20 protein-coding genes and 1 tRNA gene are annotated in these 20307 nt (G+C 44.1%); 15 read left to right on the top strand and 6 right to left on the bottom strand.

The window, feature by feature from the left end; genetic code table 11:
• Positions 1-31 precede the first annotated feature (31 nt).
• The 9 genes from ACTD55_RS08180 to ACTD55_RS08140 all read left to right on the top strand — a co-directional run bounded on the left by ACTD55_RS08180 (position 32) and on the right by ACTD55_RS08140 (position 10742).
• Positions 32-811 (top strand): SDR family NAD(P)-dependent oxidoreductase, encoded by a 780-nt coding sequence (locus tag ACTD55_RS08180; RefSeq protein ID WP_438863832.1) that lies wholly within the window; start codon positions 32-34, stop codon positions 809-811.
• A gap of 195 nt (positions 812-1006) precedes the next feature.
• A complete protein-coding gene (locus tag ACTD55_RS08175; RefSeq protein ID WP_438863831.1) occupies positions 1007-1708 on the top strand; it encodes a sulfite exporter TauE/SafE family protein in 702 nt (233 codons plus the stop codon).
• 65 nt (positions 1709-1773) lie between these two features.
• On the top strand, positions 1774-2673 hold the full coding sequence (locus ACTD55_RS08170; RefSeq protein WP_438863830.1) for an SMP-30/gluconolactonase/LRE family protein: 900 nt from the start codon (positions 1774-1776) through the stop codon (positions 2671-2673).
• A gap of 142 nt (positions 2674-2815) precedes the next feature.
• On the top strand, positions 2816-3478 hold the full coding sequence (locus ACTD55_RS08165; RefSeq protein WP_438863829.1) for a GntR family transcriptional regulator: 663 nt from the start codon (positions 2816-2818) through the stop codon (positions 3476-3478).
• Positions 3479-3560: 82 nt separating this feature from the next.
• Complete coding sequence (gene prpB, locus ACTD55_RS08160; protein WP_438863828.1) at positions 3561-4439, top strand: methylisocitrate lyase; 879 nt, start codon at positions 3561-3563, stop codon at positions 4437-4439.
• Between the two features lie 74 nt (positions 4440-4513).
• Positions 4514-5656, top strand: a complete 1143-nt coding sequence (prpC, locus tag ACTD55_RS08155; RefSeq protein ID WP_438863827.1) for a bifunctional 2-methylcitrate synthase/citrate synthase — start codon at positions 4514-4516, stop codon at positions 5654-5656.
• Between the two features lie 4 nt (positions 5657-5660).
• The gene (gene acnD, locus ACTD55_RS08150) at positions 5661-8249 is read left to right on the top strand and encodes a Fe/S-dependent 2-methylisocitrate dehydratase AcnD (RefSeq protein WP_438863826.1); all 2589 of its coding nucleotides are present in this window, start codon (positions 5661-5663) and stop codon (positions 8247-8249) included.
• A gap of 90 nt (positions 8250-8339) precedes the next feature.
• Complete coding sequence (gene prpF, locus ACTD55_RS08145; protein WP_438863825.1) at positions 8340-9518, top strand: 2-methylaconitate cis-trans isomerase PrpF; 1179 nt, start codon at positions 8340-8342, stop codon at positions 9516-9518.
• A 39-nt stretch (positions 9519-9557) separates the two neighbouring features.
• Positions 9558-10742, top strand: coding sequence for an acyl-CoA dehydrogenase (locus ACTD55_RS08140; RefSeq protein WP_438863824.1), 1185 nt, complete (start codon positions 9558-9560; stop codon positions 10740-10742).
• Between the two features lie 41 nt (positions 10743-10783).
• Here the strand turns inward: ACTD55_RS08140 and ACTD55_RS08135 are convergent, their stop codons facing one another.
• The 3 genes from ACTD55_RS08135 to ACTD55_RS08125 form a co-directional block, all read right to left on the bottom strand.
• Entirely contained in the window at positions 10784-11083 is a 300-nt protein-coding gene (locus ACTD55_RS08135) for a chaperone modulator CbpM (RefSeq protein ID WP_438863823.1), read from the bottom strand.
• A gap of 1 nt (position 11084) precedes the next feature.
• Positions 11085-12035: a DnaJ C-terminal domain-containing protein gene (locus ACTD55_RS08130; protein ID WP_438863822.1), complete on the bottom strand. Its 951-nt coding sequence runs from the start codon at positions 12033-12035 to the stop codon at positions 11085-11087.
• A 440-nt stretch (positions 12036-12475) separates the two neighbouring features.
• A tRNA-Val gene (locus ACTD55_RS08125) sits at positions 12476-12552 on the bottom strand.
• Positions 12553-12794: 242 nt separating this feature from the next.
• Here ACTD55_RS08125 and ACTD55_RS08120 point away from each other — a divergent pair.
• The gene (locus ACTD55_RS08120) at positions 12795-13571 is read left to right on the top strand and encodes a rhamnogalacturonan acetylesterase (RefSeq protein WP_438863821.1); all 777 of its coding nucleotides are present in this window, start codon (positions 12795-12797) and stop codon (positions 13569-13571) included.
• 23 nt (positions 13572-13594) lie between these two features.
• On the opposite strand, the gene ACTD55_RS08115 is transcribed toward ACTD55_RS08120, so the two are convergent.
• From ACTD55_RS08115 to ACTD55_RS08105, 3 genes are read right to left on the bottom strand one after another with little or no spacing between them, the layout of a single operon-like run.
• Positions 13595-13795 (bottom strand): CPXCG motif-containing cysteine-rich protein, encoded by a 201-nt coding sequence (locus tag ACTD55_RS08115; RefSeq protein WP_438863820.1) that lies wholly within the window; start codon positions 13793-13795, stop codon positions 13595-13597.
• A 17-nt stretch (positions 13796-13812) separates the two neighbouring features.
• Positions 13813-14541: a pteridine reductase gene (locus ACTD55_RS08110; protein ID WP_438863819.1), complete on the bottom strand. Its 729-nt coding sequence runs from the start codon at positions 14539-14541 to the stop codon at positions 13813-13815.
• Positions 14542-14592: 51 nt separating this feature from the next.
• On the bottom strand, positions 14593-15453 hold the full coding sequence (locus ACTD55_RS08105; protein WP_438863818.1) for a fructosamine kinase family protein: 861 nt from the start codon (positions 15451-15453) through the stop codon (positions 14593-14595).
• 446 nt (positions 15454-15899) lie between these two features.
• On the opposite strand from ACTD55_RS08105, the gene thrS reads away from it, so the two are divergent.
• From thrS to pheS, 5 genes are all read left to right on the top strand, one after another.
• Positions 15900-17816, top strand: coding sequence for a threonine--tRNA ligase (gene thrS, locus ACTD55_RS08100; RefSeq protein ID WP_438863817.1), 1917 nt, complete (start codon positions 15900-15902; stop codon positions 17814-17816).
• Between the two features lie 19 nt (positions 17817-17835).
• Entirely contained in the window at positions 17836-18378 is a 543-nt protein-coding gene (gene infC, locus ACTD55_RS08095) for a translation initiation factor IF-3 (protein ID WP_438863839.1), read from the top strand.
• Positions 18379-18477: 99 nt separating this feature from the next.
• Positions 18478-18675, top strand: a complete 198-nt coding sequence (gene rpmI, locus ACTD55_RS08090; protein WP_416308362.1) for a 50S ribosomal protein L35 — start codon at positions 18478-18480, stop codon at positions 18673-18675.
• Positions 18676-18692: 17 nt separating this feature from the next.
• Positions 18693-19049: a 50S ribosomal protein L20 gene (rplT, locus tag ACTD55_RS08085; protein ID WP_416308363.1), complete on the top strand. Its 357-nt coding sequence runs from the start codon at positions 18693-18695 to the stop codon at positions 19047-19049.
• Positions 19050-19319: 270 nt separating this feature from the next.
• The gene (pheS, locus tag ACTD55_RS08080; RefSeq protein WP_438863816.1) at positions 19320-20300 is read left to right on the top strand and encodes a phenylalanine--tRNA ligase subunit alpha; all 981 of its coding nucleotides are present in this window, start codon (positions 19320-19322) and stop codon (positions 20298-20300) included.
• Positions 20301-20307 lie beyond the last annotated feature (7 nt).

Below are 20307 nucleotides of genomic sequence, written 5' to 3'. Positions count from 1 at the left end.
TTTAACCATTTTTAATATAGATTGAGTTTATATGTCTGAAAACGCGATAAGCGATACGCAATACCCCAGTCTTAAGTCCAGGCATGTCTTTATAACAGGCGGTGCAACAGGCATTGGTGCTGCCTTGGTCGCCCGTTTTTGCCAGCAACAAGCACGAGTTAGTTTTATTGATATTGATAAACGAGCCGGTGAGGCACAGTGTCAACAATTGCTGGCTGAGCGTCAATTTGAATTACAGTTTATCCATTGTGACATTCGCGATGTTGACCAATTACTTAACAGTATTGAACAGGCGAACGAGGCCTTTGGCGATATATCCGTACTAATTAACAATGCCGCTGATGATACTCGTCATGATACTGAAACCTTATCGGTTGAGTATTGGGATGAACGGATGGCGGTCAATTTGCGCCCCTGTTTTTTTGCCGCTCAAGCCGTTGTACCCCAAATGAAACGCAGCGGTGGGGGCAGTATTATTAACATGGGTTCGATCAGTTGGCGGGTAAAACAGGATTTTATGCCTGCCTACACCACCGCAAAAGCCGCAATTGAAGGATTAACCCGCACATTAGCCCGACATCATGGCCAGGACGAAATCCGGGTGAATACACTTATTCCGGGGTGGGTGATGACGGACAAGCAGCTTTCCTGTTGGCTGGATGCCGACAACATGAAAAACATCCATAATAATCAATGTTTAAAGCAAACACTGCAGCCGAACGATATCGCCAATACTGCGCTGTTTTTGGCCGCTGACGACAGCCGGATGCTGACCGCTCAATCTATTATAGTCGACGGGGGATGGGTCTAGAACGCCTATCTTCTGTCTGTTCCGAGTAGTATTCATAAATCCATAGCGTCAAATCGTGCTTAAATTTTAACTGGTTAATTAACTCAAATATAATTATATTATAATATGTATAATCCTAGGGGTTTGGGGCTTGAAAGGTGGTTATTAAAAGGGGCAGCGATGAATTTTTTATACACCAGAAGGATGACGTAAAGTTTGACTGAATGGACATGGGTATATGTGATACTGTTTGTTGGCGCCTGCCTTCAAAGTGTTGTCGGCTTTGGTCTGGGCCTTCTTTGTGCTCCCATTTTGTTCCTTATTTTACCTGAGCTGGTACCCGCTCCAATGATCCTTAATGCGCTGCTGCTGACTCTGTTAATAGCCATTCGTCATCATGACGCCATTAATGTTAAACAAACGACCTTTTCTATTATTGGCGGTACGATTGGTGTACTCGTCGCCAGCAGTGTCATGATTTTCCTCGAGCATCATCAATACCGGGTATTGTTCGGTGTGTCTATTGTGATTGGGGTGATATTGTCAGCCATTGGATTTCGTCCCAGAATTACGGCTTTGACTAATATGGTTGCCGGAACTTTGTCCGGCTTTATGGGCACAGTGACGTCGGCGGGGGGCGCACCAATGGGATTGTTGTACCAGACTGCCGAGCACAAACAGCTCAAGGCCAATCTAAGTGTATTTTTTCTGTATATTAATGCCTTTGGTACTTTAAGTCTGTGGCTCACCGGTGCCGCCGGTCCACAGGACTTTATACTCTTCGTAAAATGTATACCGGCAATATTATTGGGCTGGATGTTTTCCTGGTTGGTTAATAGCCGGATTAACGTGGATGTGGTGCGTCCATTGGTGTTGTTTGTGGCACTATGTTCCGGGCTGGCCTCTATCGTTTTATAGGTCGTTCTGTCAGTATTAATGTCTGACGTCTTCGAACCCACCATTTTTTAGTGATTAAAATAACCATGTCTGATTGCCAGCTCATACCATTAAATCAATTCGATTATCAATGTTGGGGACCCCATTGTACGTTGGGTGAAGGGGTATACTGGCATCCCGAACACCATCGGGTTTATTGGGTGGATATTAAGCAACACAATTTACACTGGTTGTGCCTGACCAGTCGGCAAGTTCGTTCACTTACCCTGGATGAATCTATTTGTTGGGTGGCTGCGACGATCGGGAAGCCCTTGATCGTCGGCTTGACCAACGCTATTTATTTGCTTGATCCCGATAACGGCGAACGACAGTTTTATTGTGCGCCGTCAAATGAACCTGCTTTTAACCGTCTGAACGACGCCAAGGTCGATGAGTTGGGGCGATTGTGGTTCGGTACGATGGACGATCAGGAACAACGGGCCAGCGGTCATTTATATCAACTCGGTACACCCCCAACGCCGATTCGTCAGGATTCCGGCTATGTAGTGAGCAATGGTCCTACTTTCTGCCCGTTAACCAAGCGGCTATTTCATACTGATTCGGTCAATCGAACGATTTACCAATTTGATCTTGGTGCCGCTGGCCAATTACATAATAAACGGGTATTTACCCGCTTTGGTGATGCGATGGGCTTCCCGGACGGCATGACCGTAGACGCACAGGGCGGAGTCTGGGTAGCGCAATGGGATGGTGGTGGTGTTTGTCGTTTTAATCAACAAGGCCAACTCGACTTACAGATAGCGTTACCCTCTCAACGGGTGACTAATGTGGTTTTTGGCGGTGAGAATCTGACAAGCTTATTTATTACTACCGCTACTAATCCATTAGAGGTCGATGTGGTGCAACCCCATGCGGGACAATTATTCGAACTGGATGTGCGCTCACTCGGATTTAGCGGGCTAACTCCCGTTCCCTATAAACGGTAGCGCCAATTCAGCAATTTTTCGATCCTATCTCAGTTCCTACGAAAGTTGTATTTTGTCGACAATCTTAACTGATTTGGTTGACTAAATTACTTATGATACCTATATTGTCGACACTTTATTGGCAATGTGTTACTTTTCTTATATGACCTTTTTCACTGAACAACCTGTTACCTCGTCGGATAAAACCTTTTTTCAGCTTAGAAAAGCCATTGTTGAAGGGAATATCGCACCCGGTACTAAACTGAGTGAGACTGAATTGTCGACAAAATATGCGGTAAGTCGTGCCGTGATCCGTGAGGCGATCAATCGTCTGGAGTCTTGCCATCTGGTGGAGCGTAAGGCTAATGTGGGCGCACGAGTGGTTGCATTATCGCCAGAAGGTTTGGTGGAGCTGTATCAAGTGCGTGAATCACTTGAAGGGATGGCGGCCAGATTGGCGGCTAAAAATATGACCGAACAGGAAATCACCGAATTAAATACGTTATTGTCTTCGCATTTTCAGGAAGTGAAGGGCGGTGAGTCCTACTATCAGGAAGCCGGAGATGTGGATTTTCATTACCGAATCATCATCGGCAGCAAAAACAAACATCTTATCAGTATGTTGCTTGACGGAATTTATCATCTGGTGCGCATGTATCGTGTGCAACTGGGTATGTCAGGCCCCAGAGTAACTACCGCGTTTGACGAACACAAACATATCGTACAGGCAATCGCTAATCGGGATGAAGAATTGGCGGAGCTATTAATGCGCCGGCATATTTTATATTCGAAAAATAATATTCAAACCAAACTGGTTGATGATTGAGCCAGTCAACACAATGATTAATCCAGTCGGGCTGATTTTTGTCCGGTCTGGTCAACAAACAAGATTGAAAGGAGGAGCCACTATGAGTGCAGGTAAAAATTTTCGTCAGGCCCTGGCAGACAATAAGCCACTACAGATTGTCGGTACCATTAACGCCTATTCAGCGATGATGGCCAAACAGATCGGTCATCAAGCGATTTATTTATCCGGAGGCGGGGTTGCCAATGCGTCATATGGCTTACCAGACCTGGGAATGACGTCGTTAAATGATGTGCTGGTGGATGTTCAACGTATTACCTCTGCCTGTGATTTACCGTTAATGGTGGATATTGATACCGGTTGGGGCGGTGCATTTAATATTGCCAAAACCATCCGTGATATGCAAAAAGCCGGCGCGGCTGCGGTACACATGGAAGATCAGGTGGCACAAAAACGTTGTGGTCATCGCCCTAATAAAGAAATCGTCTCAATCGAAGAAATGGTCGATCGCATCAAGGCTGCGGTGGATGCGCGTACGGATTCTGACTTTTTTATTATGGCCCGTACCGACGCCTTCGCGCAGGAAGGACTCGATGCAGCCATTGAGCGGGCTAAAGCTTATGTCGCGGCAGGTGCGGACGGCATTTTTGCTGAAGCTATTCAAACCGAACAGCATTATCGTGCCTTTTCTGAAGCGCTGGATGTGCCAATTTTGGCTAATATTACCGAGTTTGGTAAGACCGAATTGTGGAACAAAAATGTACTGGCAGAGTGGGGCGTCGATATGGTGCTTTATCCCTTGAGTGCTTTTCGAGCCATGAATAAAGCGGCAGAAAAGGTCTATCGCACTATTCTGGAACAAGGTGATCAAAAATCCGAACTGGATAACATGCAAACTCGAATGGAGTTGTATGACTATCTTGGTTATCACGACTATGAACAAAAACTCGATGCGTTATTTGCGCAAGAAAAAAATAAATAAATTGAAACTCAACTCATTTAAATAACTCATAAATTAACGTCGTATTCTACAAATAAAATTCAGGAGAAAATCCTATGGCAAAGGTATTAAGTGGCGCTGGTTTGCGTGGTCAGGTAGCCGGTAAAACCGCATTATCCACAGTGGGCCAGTCAGGTTCAGGTTTGACTTATCGTGGTTACGATGTCAAAGATTTGGCCGAACACTGTCAGTTTGAAGAAGTCGCTTATTTGATCTTAAAAGGGCGTTTACCCAGTCAGGTTGAATTGGATGTATATAAAGCGGAACTTCGTGCGATGCGAGGGTTACCCGACGCACTAAAAGATGTATTGGAACGTATTCCAGCCGAGGCTCACCCGATGGATGTCTTGCGCACCAGTTGTTCAATGTTAGGCAATCTGGAAACCGAGTTGGACTTTGAGCAGCAAAGTTTGGTGACTGATCGTATGTTAGCCTGTTTCCCCAGTATCATTTGTTACTGGTATCGCTATAGCCATGACGGTGTGCGGATTGATACTGAAACCGATGATGATTCTATCGGCGCGCATTTCCTGCACCTGTTACACGGCAAAAAGCCGAACGAATTGCATGAAAAAGTCATGCACGTATCACTAATTTTATATGCCGAGCATGAGTTTAACGCGTCTACTTTTACCGCAAGAGTATGTGCTTCTACCTTATCGGATATGCATTCCTGTATTACCGGTGCAATAGGCTCATTGCGAGGTCCCTTGCATGGTGGAGCAAACGAAGCAGCCATGGAAATGATTCAGGGGTTTACCTCTGCAGAGCATGCTGAACGGGAAATGATGGGCAAGTTGGAGCGTAAAGAGAAAATCATGGGATTTGGTCATGCGATTTATTCCGAATCGGATCCCCGCAACGAAATTATTAAACAGTGGTCACAAAAATTGGCCAAAGATGTGGGTGACGAAGTGCTTTATCCTGTGTCGGTGCGCTGTGAAGAAGTTATGAAACGGGAAAAAGGCCTGTTTTGTAATGCTGACTTTTTCCATGCATCGGCTTATCACTTTATGGGAATTCCGACCAAGCTGTTTACCCCGATTTTTGTGATGTCACGCTTAACGGGCTGGGCCGCGCATGTAATGGAGCAACGTGCAGATAATCGTATTATCCGTCCGTCAGCAGAATATACCGGTGAGTCGCTGCGCAAGGTGCCTGCGATTGAAGAGCGCGCAACCGTCGAGCTAAGTGAATAACGCCATGAATTATCAAAATCGCAAACCGTTGCCCGGCACCGAGCTGGATTATTTTGATACTCGAGCCGCAGTAAATGACATCGAGCCCGGTGCGTACGATAAATTGCCGTATACCTCGCGAGTATTGGCAGAAAATCTGGTGCGTCGTTGCCCACCAGATATGTTAACCGATTCACTCAAACAAATTATTCAGCGCAAGCGCGACCTGGATTTTCCGTGGTTTCCGGCCCGGGTGGTGTGTCACGATATTCTCGGTCAAACAGCGTTAGTGGATTTGGCCGGACTGCGTGATGCCATTGCCGCTAAAGGCGGCGATCCAGCTAAAGTGAATCCGGTGGTACCAACCCAGTTGATTGTGGATCATTCACTCGCAGTGGAACATGGCGGATTTGACGCTGATGCGTTTCAAAAAAATCGCGATATTGAAGACAGGCGCAATGAAGATCGCTTTCATTTTATTAACTGGACCAAAACCGCATTCAAGAATGTGGATGTGATCCCGCCCGGTAACGGCATTATGCACCAAATCAATCTGGAGCGGATGTCGCCTGTGGTGCATTCCCGTGATGGTGTGGCGTTTCCTGATACCTTAGTGGGTACCGACAGCCACACCCCGCATGTGGATGCGTTGGGCGTGATTGCCTTGGGAGTGGGGGGCCTGGAAGCCGAAAGCGTGATGCTGGGACGTGCGTCTTATATGCGTTTGCCCGACATTATCGGGGTAGAATTAACCGGTAAACCGCAACCGGGTATTACCGCTACGGATATTGTATTGGAGCTGACCGAGTTCCTGCGTCAACAAAAAGTGGTGTCGTCATTTCTGGAATTTTATGGGCAAGGTGTCGCGCATTTGACCTTAGGCGACCGCGCCACGATTTCTAATATGACTCCGGAATACGGTGCCTCTGCGGCAATGTTTTATATTGATCAGCAAACCATTGATTATCTGACTTTAACCGGGCGTGATGCCGAGCAAGTCAAACTGGTGGAAACCTACGCCAAACATACCGGTTTATGGGCAGATAGTTTAGCCACAGCCGAATATGAAAGAGTATTAACTTTTGATTTATCTTCGGTGGTACGTAATATTGCTGGCCCATCCAATCCCCATAGTCGCGTGCCAACCTCTGAATTAGCCCAGCGCGGAATTAGCGGTGTGGTAGAAAACGAAGCAGGAAAAATGCCTGATGGAGCGGTGATAATCGCCGCTATTACCAGTTGCACTAACACCAGTAATCCGCGCAATGTCATCGCAGCTGGTTTATTAGCTCGCAATGCCAATGCCAAAGGATTAACTCGTAAATCCTGGGTGAAAAGTTCGCTGGCACCGGGTTCAAAAGCGGTACAACTGTATTTGCAAGAGTCCAATTTATTAGCTGAACTGGAAAAACTCGGTTTTGGTATCGTTGGTTTTGCCTGTACCTCATGCAATGGCATGAGCGGTGCGCTAGACCCTGATATTCAGCAAGAAGTAGTGGAGCGGGATTTATATGCCACTGCAGTCTTATCCGGTAATCGTAACTTTGATGGACGTATTCATCCCTATGCCAAGCAGGCGTTTTTGGCCTCTCCGGCTTTAGTGGTGGCCTATGCCATTGCCGGGACTATCCGTTTTGATATTGAAAAAGATACATTGGGAATCGACCCACAAGGTAATCCGGTGACATTGAAGGACTTATGGCCAAGTGATGAAGAAATTGACGCGGTTATTGCTCAAAGCGTTAAGCCTGAACAATTTCGCAATGTATATAATCCGATGTTTGAATTGTCAGTGGATTACGGTGAACAAATTAATCCGTTATACGATTGGCGTCCGCAAAGTACTTATATCCGTCGTCCACCCTATTGGGAAGGGGCGCTGGCCGGTGAACGCAGTATGACAGGTATGCGACCGTTAGCGGTATTGGGTGACAATATTACCACTGATCATTTATCCCCCTCCAATGCGATTATGCGCGACAGTGCCGCTGGCGAATATCTGCATAAGATGGGTTTACCAGAGGAAGACTTTAATTCCTATGCGACCCATCGGGGTGATCATTTAACCGCGCAACGTGCGACTTTTGCCAACCCCAAGCTGTTTAATGAAATGGTGCAGGAAAATGGCAAAACGGTACAGGGTTCACTGGCTCGAATTGAGCCGGAAGGCAAAGTCACCCGCATGTGGGAAGCAATAGAAACCTATATGCAGCGTAAACAGCCGTTGATTATTATCGCTGGTGCTGATTACGGTCAGGGGTCATCGCGAGACTGGGCCGCTAAAGGCGTCCGATTGGCGGGCGTGCAAGTGATTGTGGCCGAAGGCTTTGAACGCATTCACCGCACTAATTTAGTCGGTATGGGCGTGTTACCGTTGCAATTTGAGTCGGGTACCGACAGACATACTCTGGAAATTGATGGCAGTGAAACCTTTGACGTAATAGGAGACCCCACGCCTGGCTGTGCGCTGACCCTGCGGATTAATCGCAAAAATGGTCAGTCACAGGATGTAGCGGTGTTATGTCGGTTGGATACCGGTGAAGAATTGTCGATATATTCTGCCGGCGGCGTATTACAGCGTTTTGCTCAGGATTTTCTGGAAGCTACAGCATAAAGTCTATCGGCGAATAACGCGCGCTGATCAGCGAGCGAAGGACTGTTTCAGCGCGTAACTTAAATTAGCATTACTTAGGTAGGTATATAGATGACGTTCCAGCCACAAATTAAAATCCCAGCCACTTATATGCGTGGCGGAACCTCGAAAGGCGTGTTTTTTAACTTGCTGGATTTGCCGGAAGCAGCGCAGGTTGCGGGAAAAGAGCGCGATGCCTTATTGCTGCGAGTCATTGGCAGCCCGGACCCGTATGGTAAACATACCGACGGGATGGGCGGAGCGACTTCCAGCACCAGTAAAACGGTGATTTTATCCAAAAGCCAACAACCGGATCATGATGTGGATTACCTGTTTGGTCAGGTAGCGATTGATAAGCCGGTTATCGACTGGAGCGGTAACTGCGGAAACTTGACCGCCGCTGTTGGTTCCTTCGCGATCAGCAAGGGATTAGTGGATCCCAGCCGTATACCGCAAAACGGTGTGGCGATGGTGCGAATTTGGCAGACCAATATTGCTAAAACCATTATCGTCCATGTGCCCATTAGAAATGGGGAAGTACAGGAAACGGGAGATTTTGAGCTGGATGGGGTGACTTTTCCTGCGGCAGAAGTGCAAGTTGAATTTCTCGACCCCGCTGATGGGGACGGAGCTATGTTCCCAACCGGCAATGTGGTCGATCAGCTTGACGTACCCGGTGTAGGGATATTGCAAGCGACATTGATTAATGCGGGTATTCCGACCATTTTTATTAATGCTCAAGAGCTTGGCTACGATGGAACCGAGTTGCAAGATGCGATTAACAGCAACGAAAAAGCCCTCGCCATGTTCGAAACTATCCGAGCGTATGGTGCGGTTAAAATGGGACTGATTGACCATATTGATCAAGCCGTGGCGCGTCAGCATACGCCCAAAGTGGCATTTATTGCTGCACCTAAACGTTATTTATCATCCAGTGGCAAACCAATCGATGTGAATGATATTGATGTCAATGTCCGAGCCTTATCAATGGGCAAGTTACATCATGCTATGATGGGCACCGCCGCAGTAGCAATAGGAACGGCGGCGGCTATCCCTGGGACACTGGTCAATTTGGCGGCCGGAGGCGGTGTACGTAATTCGGTTTGCTTTGGGCATCCTTCAGGTACATTGCGAGTCGGGGCTGAAGCGAAACAAGTTGATGGTCAATGGACCGTAACTAAGGCCATAATGAGCCGCAGCGCCAGAGTGTTGATGGAAGGTTGGGTGAGAGTACCAGCGAGTTGCTATTAATACATGAATGACATTTTATATTGTTAACAAGGGTACATCATGGCAAATGCAGTATTAACCAATTGGGATGACATATTGTTACTCGATGATCAATTGTCTGAAGATGAAAGAATGGTGCGTGATGCGGCGCACAGCTTTTGTCAGGAAAAATTGATGCCTGGTATTCTGATGGCAAATCGCAATGAGCACTTTGATCCTAATATAATGCGTCAGTTCGGTGAAGTCGGCTTATTGGGCGCCACTATTAATGGTTACGGATGTTCAGGTGTTAATTATGTCACTTATGGATTAGTGGCCCGTGAAGTAGAACGCGTCGATAGTGGGTATCGCAGCGCGATGAGTGTGCAGTCATCTTTAGTCATGCATCCTATTTATCAATTTGGTACTGATGCTCAGAAAGAAAAATATTTACCCAAATTGGCAACGGGTGAATATGTGGGCTGTTTCGGGTTAACCGAGCCTGATTCTGGATCCGATCCGGCAAGCATGAAAACCCACGCTAAAAAGGTGGAGGGTGGTTATCGATTAAATGGCTCGAAGATGTGGATAACCAATTCGCCCATTGCTGATGTCTTTGTGGTGTGGGCCAAAAACGAAGCTGATAACAATCAAATTTGTGGTTTTGTACTGGAAAAAGGCATGCCGGGACTCAGTGCGCCGAAAATTGCAGGCAAATTATCCTTACGGGCATCTATCACTGGTGAAATTGTGATGGATAACGTGTTTGTCCCAGATGAAAACATGTTTCCTGAGGTACGCGGATTAAAAGGGCCATTTAGTTGTTTGAATATGGCTCGCTATGGCATTTCATGGGGGGCGTTAGGGGCGGCCGAGTTTTGTTGGCATGCTGCTCGTCAATATGGCTTAGATCGTCAGCAATTTAATCGTCCATTAGCTCAGACCCAGTTATTTCAAACTAAGTTAGCCAATATGCAAACCGAAATCAGTTTGGGATTACAAGGTTCATTGCGAGTCGGAAGGCTTATCGATAAGGGGAACTGGGATCCCACTATGATTTCTTTGGTTAAGCGTAATAATTGCGGAAAATCATTAGATATTGCCAGAGCTGCGCGCGATATGCATGGCGGTAATGGTATTGCCGACGAATTCCATGTCATGCGTCATATGCTCAATTTAGAAACCGTCAACACCTATGAAGGCACTTATGATGTGCACGGCTTAATATTGGGACGGGCCCAAACCGGGTTACAAGCCTTTTGTTAGGTAGTCGGGTTTATTATCTAAAGCCTTATGGATGAGTGGATTTAGATAAAACGTTGTAGTTGTGCCCGTAGTTGCTGATTTTCTTGCTGTAATTGATCTTTTTGCTTCAGCAAGTCAATGACCATACAAACCGCCACCCAGTCAATTTCTAGATCTCGATAGAGACGAACGGCTTTTTTTATCCAGTGAGCGCTATTGGTATCAAAGATCCAGTCGCTGGGATTATCGCCATCAATTGGCTCGGCTATACCAAATTCGACAATTGTGGTTACCACTTCTGCCGTAATATGCTCGAATGCATATAATTCAACTGCTGATATTTGAAAGGTTAAATCAGCCATATTATTTGCTCCATTCCGCTCTGGGATCGAAATCATTTAATTCAGCCATTTGCTGCCATAACTGGTTAATTTTTTCAGTACTAGTGGTAGGGACGACAATTTTCAATACTGCCAGTAAGTCACCTGAACCCTGTTTATTCCTTAGACCCTTACCTTTAATTCTCAATTTTTGTCCGGATTGACTATTAGGGGATATTGTCAGATTCACTTTTCCAGCCAAGGTTGGCACCGTCACTTTGCAGCCTAATGCGGCTTCCCACGGAGATATGGGGACGGTTAGCAACAGGTTATGGCCTTGCACGTCGAATAAGGGGTGAGGGACCAAGCGAATATGCAAGTAAAGGTCGCCACTAGGGCCATTACCCTGACTGGGTCCACCTTGCCCTTTGAGCCTTATTCGTTCTCCATCACTGACCCCCATCGGAATTTTGACATTTAGAATTTTATTGACGTGTTTGATTTGATGGTTTTCATAAACAGGAAGACTAAATTCAATTTTTCTGGAATGTTGAGCAAGAGTATCTTCCAGAAAAACTGGTACTTCAATTTCGGCATCCTGACCTTTAATAGCGAATCCGTCGTGACGGTCTGTATGATGGGATTGAGTGAAACTACCACCAAAAACAGAATTAAAAAAATCAGAAAAGTTTTGCCCGGAAGGTTCTCTGCCTGAATCGTGGTATCCGCCACTGCGTTGCCAGTCAGGGGGTGGCTCAAACCCCCTTTTTGACCCACCGCCATAACGTCTCAATTCATCATATTCGGCTCTGCGTTCGGCATTTTTAAGTACTTCGTAAGCTTCGGCGACTTCTTTGAATTTATCTTCGGCACCGTCGTGAGGGTTCATATCCGGATGATATTTAAGCGCCATTTTTCGATAGTTTTTTTTAATTTCCTTCAGATCAGCGTCTTCTTTGACTCCTAAAATTTTGTAGTAGTCTTTAAATTCCATACCCATACCTTACGCCATGTTTAGCTAACTAACTTATTTTTCATCTTGTTAGTGTATACCCATTATGCATGGGCGTTGGCATATAAATTTTCAACAATGGGCTTAGTGAAGCATGCCCTGTTTGCAAATTAACAGGATGTCATTGAATGAAACAATTGACGATTATTTTATGTGTATTGTCATCAGGAAGAATAATCTAACTGATTGTATTTTATGTAAAATAATAATTAGGACTGAGAGTTTATTAGCATTGATACGACGCAATAGCGGGAGATGTATGAATCGTTAATTTTATTTGAAATGGATGAGTATAAAAAAATTGGAATGGAAAAATGAATGGTGCGTCCGAGTGAACTTGAATCACCGACCTTTGGACCGGGTGATAAAGAGTGGTGGTGCGTGCACCAACTGAGAAAATATAAAGAATTTAAACGAAAAAATGGTGCGTCCGAGTGAACTCGAATCACCGACCCCCACCATGTCAAGGTGGTGCTCTAACCAACTGAGCTACGGACGCACTGAAGAAGTCATTTCCTGCGTGGATGCTGGAAACGGCGCGTATAGTAACGATGCCAACATATCAGTGCAAGCAGTTTTTGGCCAATATTGAGTTGAACAGGGATTTTTTGAACTGACTGAACATTAACTGAGCAGTTATTGTTTAATATACGAATAAAACATCCAATTGTTAGGTGATATTCACGCTGAAGCTTTATTCTTGCCTTGCTGTTTTATACAACGATTGAATACGAGGTTACTATGCGCAAACTCCTGTTAACTATCATATTGGTATTTTCTGCCACTATTTCATGGGCTGATGGATTGGTTACACAAGTTTTTATGGTAGGCGACTCTACAATGGCGATTAAAGAGATTAAGGATTACCCTGAAACCGGTTGGGGCGTGCCGTTTAGTTACTTTTTTGATGATCAGGTTAAGGTTGATAACCGCGCTAAAAACGGCCGTAGTACTCGTACCTTTATAAGTGAGGGACGTTGGCAATCTATTCTTGATGCGTTACATCCAGGTGATTATGTGTTTATCCAGTTTGGCCATAATGATGAGCATAAAAGTAAGGTCGATCGTTATACCAGCCCAGAGCAGTTTATAGACAATTTAAAACGTTTCGTTGCAGATACGCGAGCCAAAAAAGCGCATCCGTTACTGTTAACACCTATCGCGCGGCGTTATTTTGATCAACACGGCAACTTAAAGGAAACTCACCCAGTTTATGCGGATTTGGTTAGAAAAGTAGCTACTGAAAAAAAAGTTGTATTAATTGATGCAGAAAAATTGACCCACGATCATTTTCAGGCTCAAGGTGATGCTGGTTCTTTATTGCGCTTTATGCATATTGCACCTGGCGTACACCCCAATTATCCGGTAGGAGTGTCGGATGATACGCATCTTAATCAATTAGGTGCCCGAGAAGTGGCGCAGCTCGTGTTAGCTGAATTGAAACGCCAGCAACATCCCTTAGCCAGTCGTGTGCGAGTACCGGATCCTAAACATCTTACATTAAAATATAAGGGGTAAAGATTAGTCTGGCGATACAGGGTTTAATAAATCTGTTCGTCATCTGAACTAATATTCAGCTCCAGCGTATGGCGTAACTCATTAATATGTAAGTTTAAATGAATAGGATTACAGCAATTGGTGCAATCTTCAAAATAATCCTGATCACCATTGCTGTAATCAAGGTCGATATGCATTTTATGCCCGCAATGTGGGCATTCAATTATCTTATGTTTAGTGTCCATAACGTCTCCTGAGATCGTTAATTCAAGCTTTTTCCTCCATCAACCGCCAAAATTTGGCCGGTAACGTAAGGTGCCTGAATTAAATAGGCCATGGCTTGTGCAATATCTTCAGCGCTGCCTAATTCGGTCAACGGAATTTGTGCCAGAATGTCCTGTTTGGTTTGATTGTCCATGCTGTTTTCTGGCCACATAATTGCGCCGGGGGCAATTCCGTTGACTCTGATTAGCGGTGCGAGTTCCATCGCTAAGGATTTGGTCATCATTGCCTGAGCGGCTTTCGCCATGCAATATAAAGTATGGTTGTTTAGCGGGCTTTGTGCATGAATATCTAGCATATTTATGATAACGCCATGATCTCGTTGTAAATCTTTTTTGAGATACTGAGTTAGAAAGAATGGTCCCTGCATATTCGAGCCAACTAGCGATTGCCAGTCGTCTAAATTATTGTCGCCAAAAGCTTTGGGATAAAAAGTAGATGCATTATTGACCAGAACATTAATGTGCCCGAAAGCTTGTCTGGCTTGTTGGGCAATATTGTCCAACTGCTGATAATCACTAATGTCGCCCTGAATGACCTTAGCTGAATGAGCTCTGATACCATTGAGTTGATTGGCTAATTGAGTTGCATCCTCAATAGAATGGTTACAGTGAATAATGATGTTTGCGCCTAACTGATGAAGGTGTTTTGCGCAATGGGCGCCAATGCGTTTCGCGGCACCGGTAATAAGGATGACTTTATTTTGCATTGTTAGCTTATTTAAGACTAATTATTTGAAATGATTGTAAATTTTAGTCAGCTATACATCAAGGTTGATGATAAGACTGTGTGCAGATGCCAAATAGTTACCGCCAAAAAGTAAAGCATGGTTAAGTATGTGATAAAGCTGATAGACAGGTTTGCGGTATTCATAACCATCATCAAGTGGCCATATTTGGTTATAGCCTTGATAAAAAGGCATTGGAAATTTACCGAACAATTCGGTCATGGCCAGATCGGTTTCTCGGTCGCCGTAATAACAAGCCGGATCAAACAGACAGGCTTGCTGATAGATAAAATTACAATTACCTTGCCATAAATCACCATGCAGCAAACTCGCCTCGGGCTGATGGTTATGCAGTAAGGTTTTTACCTTGTCTATCACCGAATCAATATTGGCTAATTCATGACCTTTTTCTTTAAGCAGTTGTAATTGATAACCAATACGTTGTTCTGCAAAAAAAGTGGCCCATTTTTTATGCCATTGATTGGGTTGTACTGTCGCACCAATATAATTATCTTCCTGCCACCCATACATAGATTGTGGTTCAAATTGATGTAATTGGGCTAGTTGTTGCCCAAAGCGTTGCCAATCTGATTCGGTAGGCGAAGTAAAAGGCAAGTATTCCAAGATTAAAAAGCTTTTTTGGGCGGTGATACCGCAACTTATGACTTGCGGAATATAAAGATCTCCCGCGATACGTAAATGCTCTAATCCTATTACCTCAGCTTCAAAGTGTGATTTGTGACCTTTGGCTGCCAGTTTAATAAAAAATTGGTACTGAGGGTTTTCTAGAATATATATTTGTTTGTCACTGGCGGTTTTAAGCGAACGTGGTTTATCACAGCTAAAAGGGGCATCTATTGACGCGCTAATCTGTTCGTAAATATATTGCCACATAGTTAAAACCTAATTGGATAACGTTGGTTAATTATGGTCGATATTTTTGAAAAGATGAGTGGTTAATGATGTTGTGAATCCAGATCACTGGATTGCACTGGAATAGGCTTTAACAATTATTCTTGAGGGCCGCTCATCTGATTTATAACGGTGATTATTTTATGTTTGATGGTGACATTTTACGAACGAGCCGAATATGATCATTTTCTACTTTAAATCTTTATGCTTGAATCGCGTCCATAAAGGCTATTGACAAGTGTTAAACTCAAAATCATAGATTGCATTTTTATCGTCAAATTCGTTATAGTACGCCCTATATCAGTTCATTCTATTTATTTATTTTGGACTTAGCCTAAAAAACACCCCGAAGTGGGTGTTTTATATTTTTGAACTATTTAAATTGCATGTGGCACTTGGTTTGTGTCACCACTGTATTAGGAATTTACATGCCTTTAATAACACTTCCCGATGGCAGCCAACGCCAATTTTCTGAATCTGTTTCTGTTCTTGATGTTGCTAATGATATTGGTCCTGGTTTAGCCAAAGCGACAATTGCAGGCAAGGTCGATGGTCAGTTAGTTGATGCTTGTGATTTGATCGAAAAAGATGCTGCGTTGCAAATTATTACGGCTCGGGATGACGATGGCATTGAAATTATTCGCCATTCCTGTGCGCATTTATTAGGTCATGCTATCAAACAATTGTGGCCTGATACCAAAATGGCTATCGGTCCTGTTATTGATAACGGCTTTTATTATGACGTGGATATTGACCGTCCCTTATCTCAAGAAGACTTGGATGCCTTAGAAAAGCGCATGAAGGCGTTAGCTAAAACGAATTACGACGTCGTTAAAAAAGTCGTCAACTGGCAGCAAGCGCGGGATACCTTTGAAAGTCGCGGTGAATCCTACAAAATCGAGATTCTGGATGACAATATAGACAAGGGCGATCATCCCGGGTTGTACCATCACGAAGAATACATCGATATGTGTCGTGGTCCTCATGTCCCCAATATGCGTTTTTGTCAGCATTTTAAATTGATGAAAGTGGCCGGAGCCTACTGGCGAGGTAATAGCGACAATAAAATGTTGCAGCGGATTTATGGCACTGCTTGGGCCGATAAAAAACAGTTAGCCAGTTATTTAGTGCGTTTAGAAGAAGCTGAAAAACGTGACCACCGTAAAATTGGTAAAACACTGGATTTATTTCATTGGCAGGAAGAAGCACCTGGCATGGTGTTTTGGCATAATGATGGCTGGACGATTTACACCGAGCTAGAAAAGTTTATTCGTGAAAAGCAACGTAAATATGATTACGGTGAAGTGAAAGGTCCATTAATGATGGATCGGTCCTTGTGGGAAAAATCAGGCCATTGGGATAAGTATGCCGAAAATATGTTTACCACCGAATCAGAAAAACGTGAGTACGCAATAAAACCAATGAACTGTCCTGGTCATGTGCAAATCTTTAATCAGGGACTGAAATCATATCGTGATTTACCATTACGAATGGCTGAATTTGGTTGTTGTCACCGTAATGAACCATCAGGTGCCTTGCACGGTTTAATGCGGGTACGTGGATTTACTCAAGACGACGCACATATTTTCTGTACTGAAGAGCAAATTCTGGATGAAGTAGGTCGTTGTATCGATATGATCTACGAAACTTACAAGACCTTTGGTTTTGAAAATATCGTGGTCAAACTGTCAACTCGTCCTGAACAACGAGTCGGTAGTGATGAGATATGGGACAAAGCGGAACAAAAATTGGCTGCCGCACTAGATAGTAAAGGAATTGAATTCCAATACTTACCGGGCGAAGGCGCATTTTATGGACCCAAAATCGAATTCACCTTATATGACTGTCTTGATCGAGCCTGGCAGTGCGGAACTGTACAGTTGGACTTTTCTATGCCAGGACGACTGGGTTCGACTTATGTGGCTGAAGATGGTGAAAAGAAAGTACCGGTCATGATCCATCGTGCAACTTTAGGTTCACTGGAACGCTTTATCGGAATTTTAACTGAGCAGTACGCTGGATTATTCCCATTATGGCTGGCACCGTTACAGGTGGTAATCATGAATATTACCGATAATCAGGCTGCTTATGTCAAAAAACTTGAAAAAACACTGAAAGAATCTGGATTTAGAGTCAAGTCGGACTTGAGAAATGAGAAGATAGGCTTTAAAATCCGCGAGCACACGCTTAAGCGTGTTCCTTACATGTTGGTAATTGGCGATCAAGAAATGGAGTCAAACCAAGTTGCAGTAAGGACTCGTAAAGGTGAAGACCTGGGTAAGTTGAGTGTTGAAGACTTGATTGGCAAGCTTCAACAACAGGTCAGTAGCAAATATTTTGATTAATTTCCTGGAGGAATAGCATATTAAAGGCGCTAACAATAAAGGTTCGGCTGCGGACAAAGCATCTATCAACGAAGAAATAGAAGCAAAAGAGGTTCGTTTAGTTGGCAAGGATGGTGAGCAATTAGGTGTAGTCAGTATCGATGAAGCATTAAATGCCGCCGTTCAGTTGGATTTGGACTTAGTCGAAATTAGCCCAAATGCGGAACCACCGGTTTGTAAAATTATGGACTACGGTAAGTTCCTCTTTGAAAAGAGCAAAGCTGTAAAAGAGCAGAGAAAGAAACAAAAACAAATTCAGGTCAAGGAGATTAAATTTCGCCCTGGCACGGATGAAGGCGATTACCAGGTAAAACTGCGCAACCTGCGTCGCTTTCTTGAAGGCGGTGATAAAGCCAAAGTAACAATCCGTTTCCGCGGACGTGAAATGGCACACCAAGAGATTGGCATTGAACAACTTAATCGGGTTAAAGCTGATTTAGAAGACATTGCCAACTGCGAATCTTTCCCTAATCGGGTAGAGGGTCGTCAGATGATCATGGTGTTAGCCCCTATAAAGCGGTAGTTAAGGTATACAAGTAACAGCTCATCACTGTTCACCTTGCTATCATGTTGAAACTATTAGGGTTTTAAACCCTTTATTTAAAAATGCGGAGTTTTAGCAATGTCTAAAATGAAATCCCATAGCGGTGCCGCGAAGCGTTTTAAAAAATCAGCTTCCGGTCGCTTTAAGACTAAACAGTCTCACTTGCGTCATATTTTGACCAAGAAGAGTTCTAAGCGTAAACGTCACTTACGTGGCAAAAAATTGGCCCATGATTCGGATACTGCGTTAATCCAACGCATGTTGCCGTACGCTTAAACTAAGGAGACTGAATAATGGCAAGAGTTACAAGGGGCGTTGTTGCCCGTGCTCGTCACAAAAAAGTATTAAAACAGGCTAAAGGTTACTACGGTGCTCGTAGTCGTGTTTACCGCGTTGCTGTTCAGGCAGTAACTAAAGCTGGTCAATATGCATATCGTGACCGTCGTCAGCGTAAGCGTCAATTCCGTCAATTATGGATTGCACGTATTAATGCTGCGGCACGTCAAAATGGTTTGTCATACAGCCGTTTCATCAACGGTCTGAAAAAAGCGTCTGTCGAAATCGATCGTAAGATCCTGGCTGACATCGCAGTACATGATAAAACAGCATTCAGCGCATTAGTCGAAGCGGCTAAAGGTGCATTGGCTTAATTAACTATTAATTAATTAAGTTTAAGTTCTTTCGGAAAACGGGAAGCAGGATGCTTCCCGTTTTTCGTTTCTGCCGACGGAAAAAGTGTATTTTTGCGTCGTTTGCTTGCCAGTAAACTAAAACGCTCGTTCAATTTCATTTAAATACTGAAAAATTAGTAATTTATCGTCGCAAAACTGGCGGATAAAAGCCCTTTTCGTGTAAAATCTCCCTTTTTTATCGTGGCCGAGTGAGGCCTTGCAAAAACGTATTTGCATGTTGGAGAAATAATGGACTTAATTGCCATAATTAAACAAGCCGAAGAACAGATAAATAGTGCATCTCAGCCTGCCGAGCTGGATGTAGTTCGAGTGGAATATCTGGGCAAAAAAGGTAAGTTGACTGAACTTCTAAAAGGGTTAGGTAAATTATCCAATGAAGAACGTCCTGCAGCAGGGCAAAAAATCAATCAGGCGAAACAACAAATTCAGCAGATTATTCATCTTCGAGGTGAAGAATTAAAAGCAGCTGAACTTAATGCCAAACTGGCCGCTGAAACTATTGATGTCACCCTTCCTGGACGAAGCACTGAAATGGGCGGATTACATCCGGTCAGTCGTACTATCGAGCGGATGGAAAACTTTTTTAGTAGCATTGGATTTAGTGTCAAAACGGGTCCTGAAGTGGAAGATGGTTTCCATAACTTTGATGCACTGAATATTCCTGCCCATCACCCGGCTCGCGCTGATCACGATACATTTTATTTTAATCCTAACCTGATGCTGCGTACTCAAACGTCAGGGGTACAAATTCGTACGATGGAAACCGAGCAGCCACCGTTACGCATTATTTCTCCTGGGCGGGTGTATCGGAACGATTACGATCAGACTCATACACCCATGTTTCACCAGGTTGAAGGGTTGATGGTAGATAAAAATGTCAATTTTGCCGAGCTTAAGGGCATTTTGCATGACTTTTTAAATCACTTTTTTGAACGTGAACTGGAAGTGCGTTTTCGTCCTTCCTATTTTCCTTTTACCGAGCCTTCAGCTGAAGTGGACGTGATGCAGGAAAATGGCAAGTGGTTAGAAGTGTTAGGTTGCGGAATGGTGCATCCTAATGTACTTAAAGCAGTCAATATTGATCCGGAAGAATATACCGGTTTTGCCTTTGGAATTGGGGTGGAACGGCTGACGATGATCCGCTATGGCGTTAATGATTTGCGTTCATTCTTCGAAAACGATTTGCGTTTTATCAAACAGTTCAAGTAAGGGCAAA

It is taken from the genome of Neptunicella sp., from assembly GCF_048268085.1.
Lineage (GTDB): Bacteria > Pseudomonadota > Gammaproteobacteria > Enterobacterales > Alteromonadaceae > Neptunicella.
This window is presented reverse-complemented; position numbering and strand designations above follow the sequence as displayed.

Excerpts from the sequence above, each read along its gene's own strand:
- pheS (WP_438863816.1), top strand. The coding sequence starts at position 19,320 with ATGGACTTAATTGCCATAATTAAACAAGCCGAAGAACAGATAAATAGT.
- ACTD55_RS08105 (WP_438863818.1), bottom strand. The coding sequence starts at position 15,453 with ATGTGGCAATATATTTACGAACAGATTAGCGCGTCAATAGATGCCCCT.
- ACTD55_RS08115 (WP_438863820.1), bottom strand. The coding sequence starts at position 13,795 with ATGGACACTAAACATAAGATAATTGAATGCCCACATTGCGGGCATAAA.
- rplT (WP_416308363.1), top strand. The coding sequence starts at position 18,693 with ATGGCAAGAGTTACAAGGGGCGTTGTTGCCCGTGCTCGTCACAAAAAA.
- ACTD55_RS08130 (WP_438863822.1), bottom strand. The coding sequence starts at position 12,035 with ATGGAATTTAAAGACTACTACAAAATTTTAGGAGTCAAAGAAGACGCT.
- rpmI (WP_416308362.1), top strand. The coding sequence starts at position 18,478 with ATGTCTAAAATGAAATCCCATAGCGGTGCCGCGAAGCGTTTTAAAAAA.
- acnD (WP_438863826.1), top strand. The coding sequence starts at position 5,661 with ATGAATTATCAAAATCGCAAACCGTTGCCCGGCACCGAGCTGGATTAT.
- ACTD55_RS08120 (WP_438863821.1), top strand. The coding sequence starts at position 12,795 with ATGCGCAAACTCCTGTTAACTATCATATTGGTATTTTCTGCCACTATT.
- ACTD55_RS08165 (WP_438863829.1), top strand. The coding sequence starts at position 2,816 with ATGACCTTTTTCACTGAACAACCTGTTACCTCGTCGGATAAAACCTTT.
- ACTD55_RS08135 (WP_438863823.1), bottom strand. The coding sequence starts at position 11,083 with ATGGCTGATTTAACCTTTCAAATATCAGCAGTTGAATTATATGCATTC.
- prpB (WP_438863828.1), top strand. The coding sequence starts at position 3,561 with ATGAGTGCAGGTAAAAATTTTCGTCAGGCCCTGGCAGACAATAAGCCA.
- prpF (WP_438863825.1), top strand. The coding sequence starts at position 8,340 with ATGACGTTCCAGCCACAAATTAAAATCCCAGCCACTTATATGCGTGGC.
- ACTD55_RS08140 (WP_438863824.1), top strand. The coding sequence starts at position 9,558 with ATGGCAAATGCAGTATTAACCAATTGGGATGACATATTGTTACTCGAT.
- thrS (WP_438863817.1), top strand. The coding sequence starts at position 15,900 with ATGCCTTTAATAACACTTCCCGATGGCAGCCAACGCCAATTTTCTGAA.
- prpC (WP_438863827.1), top strand. The coding sequence starts at position 4,514 with ATGGCAAAGGTATTAAGTGGCGCTGGTTTGCGTGGTCAGGTAGCCGGT.
- ACTD55_RS08110 (WP_438863819.1), bottom strand. The coding sequence starts at position 14,541 with ATGCAAAATAAAGTCATCCTTATTACCGGTGCCGCGAAACGCATTGGC.
- ACTD55_RS08170 (WP_438863830.1), top strand. The coding sequence starts at position 1,774 with ATGTCTGATTGCCAGCTCATACCATTAAATCAATTCGATTATCAATGT.
- ACTD55_RS08180 (WP_438863832.1), top strand. The coding sequence starts at position 32 with ATGTCTGAAAACGCGATAAGCGATACGCAATACCCCAGTCTTAAGTCC.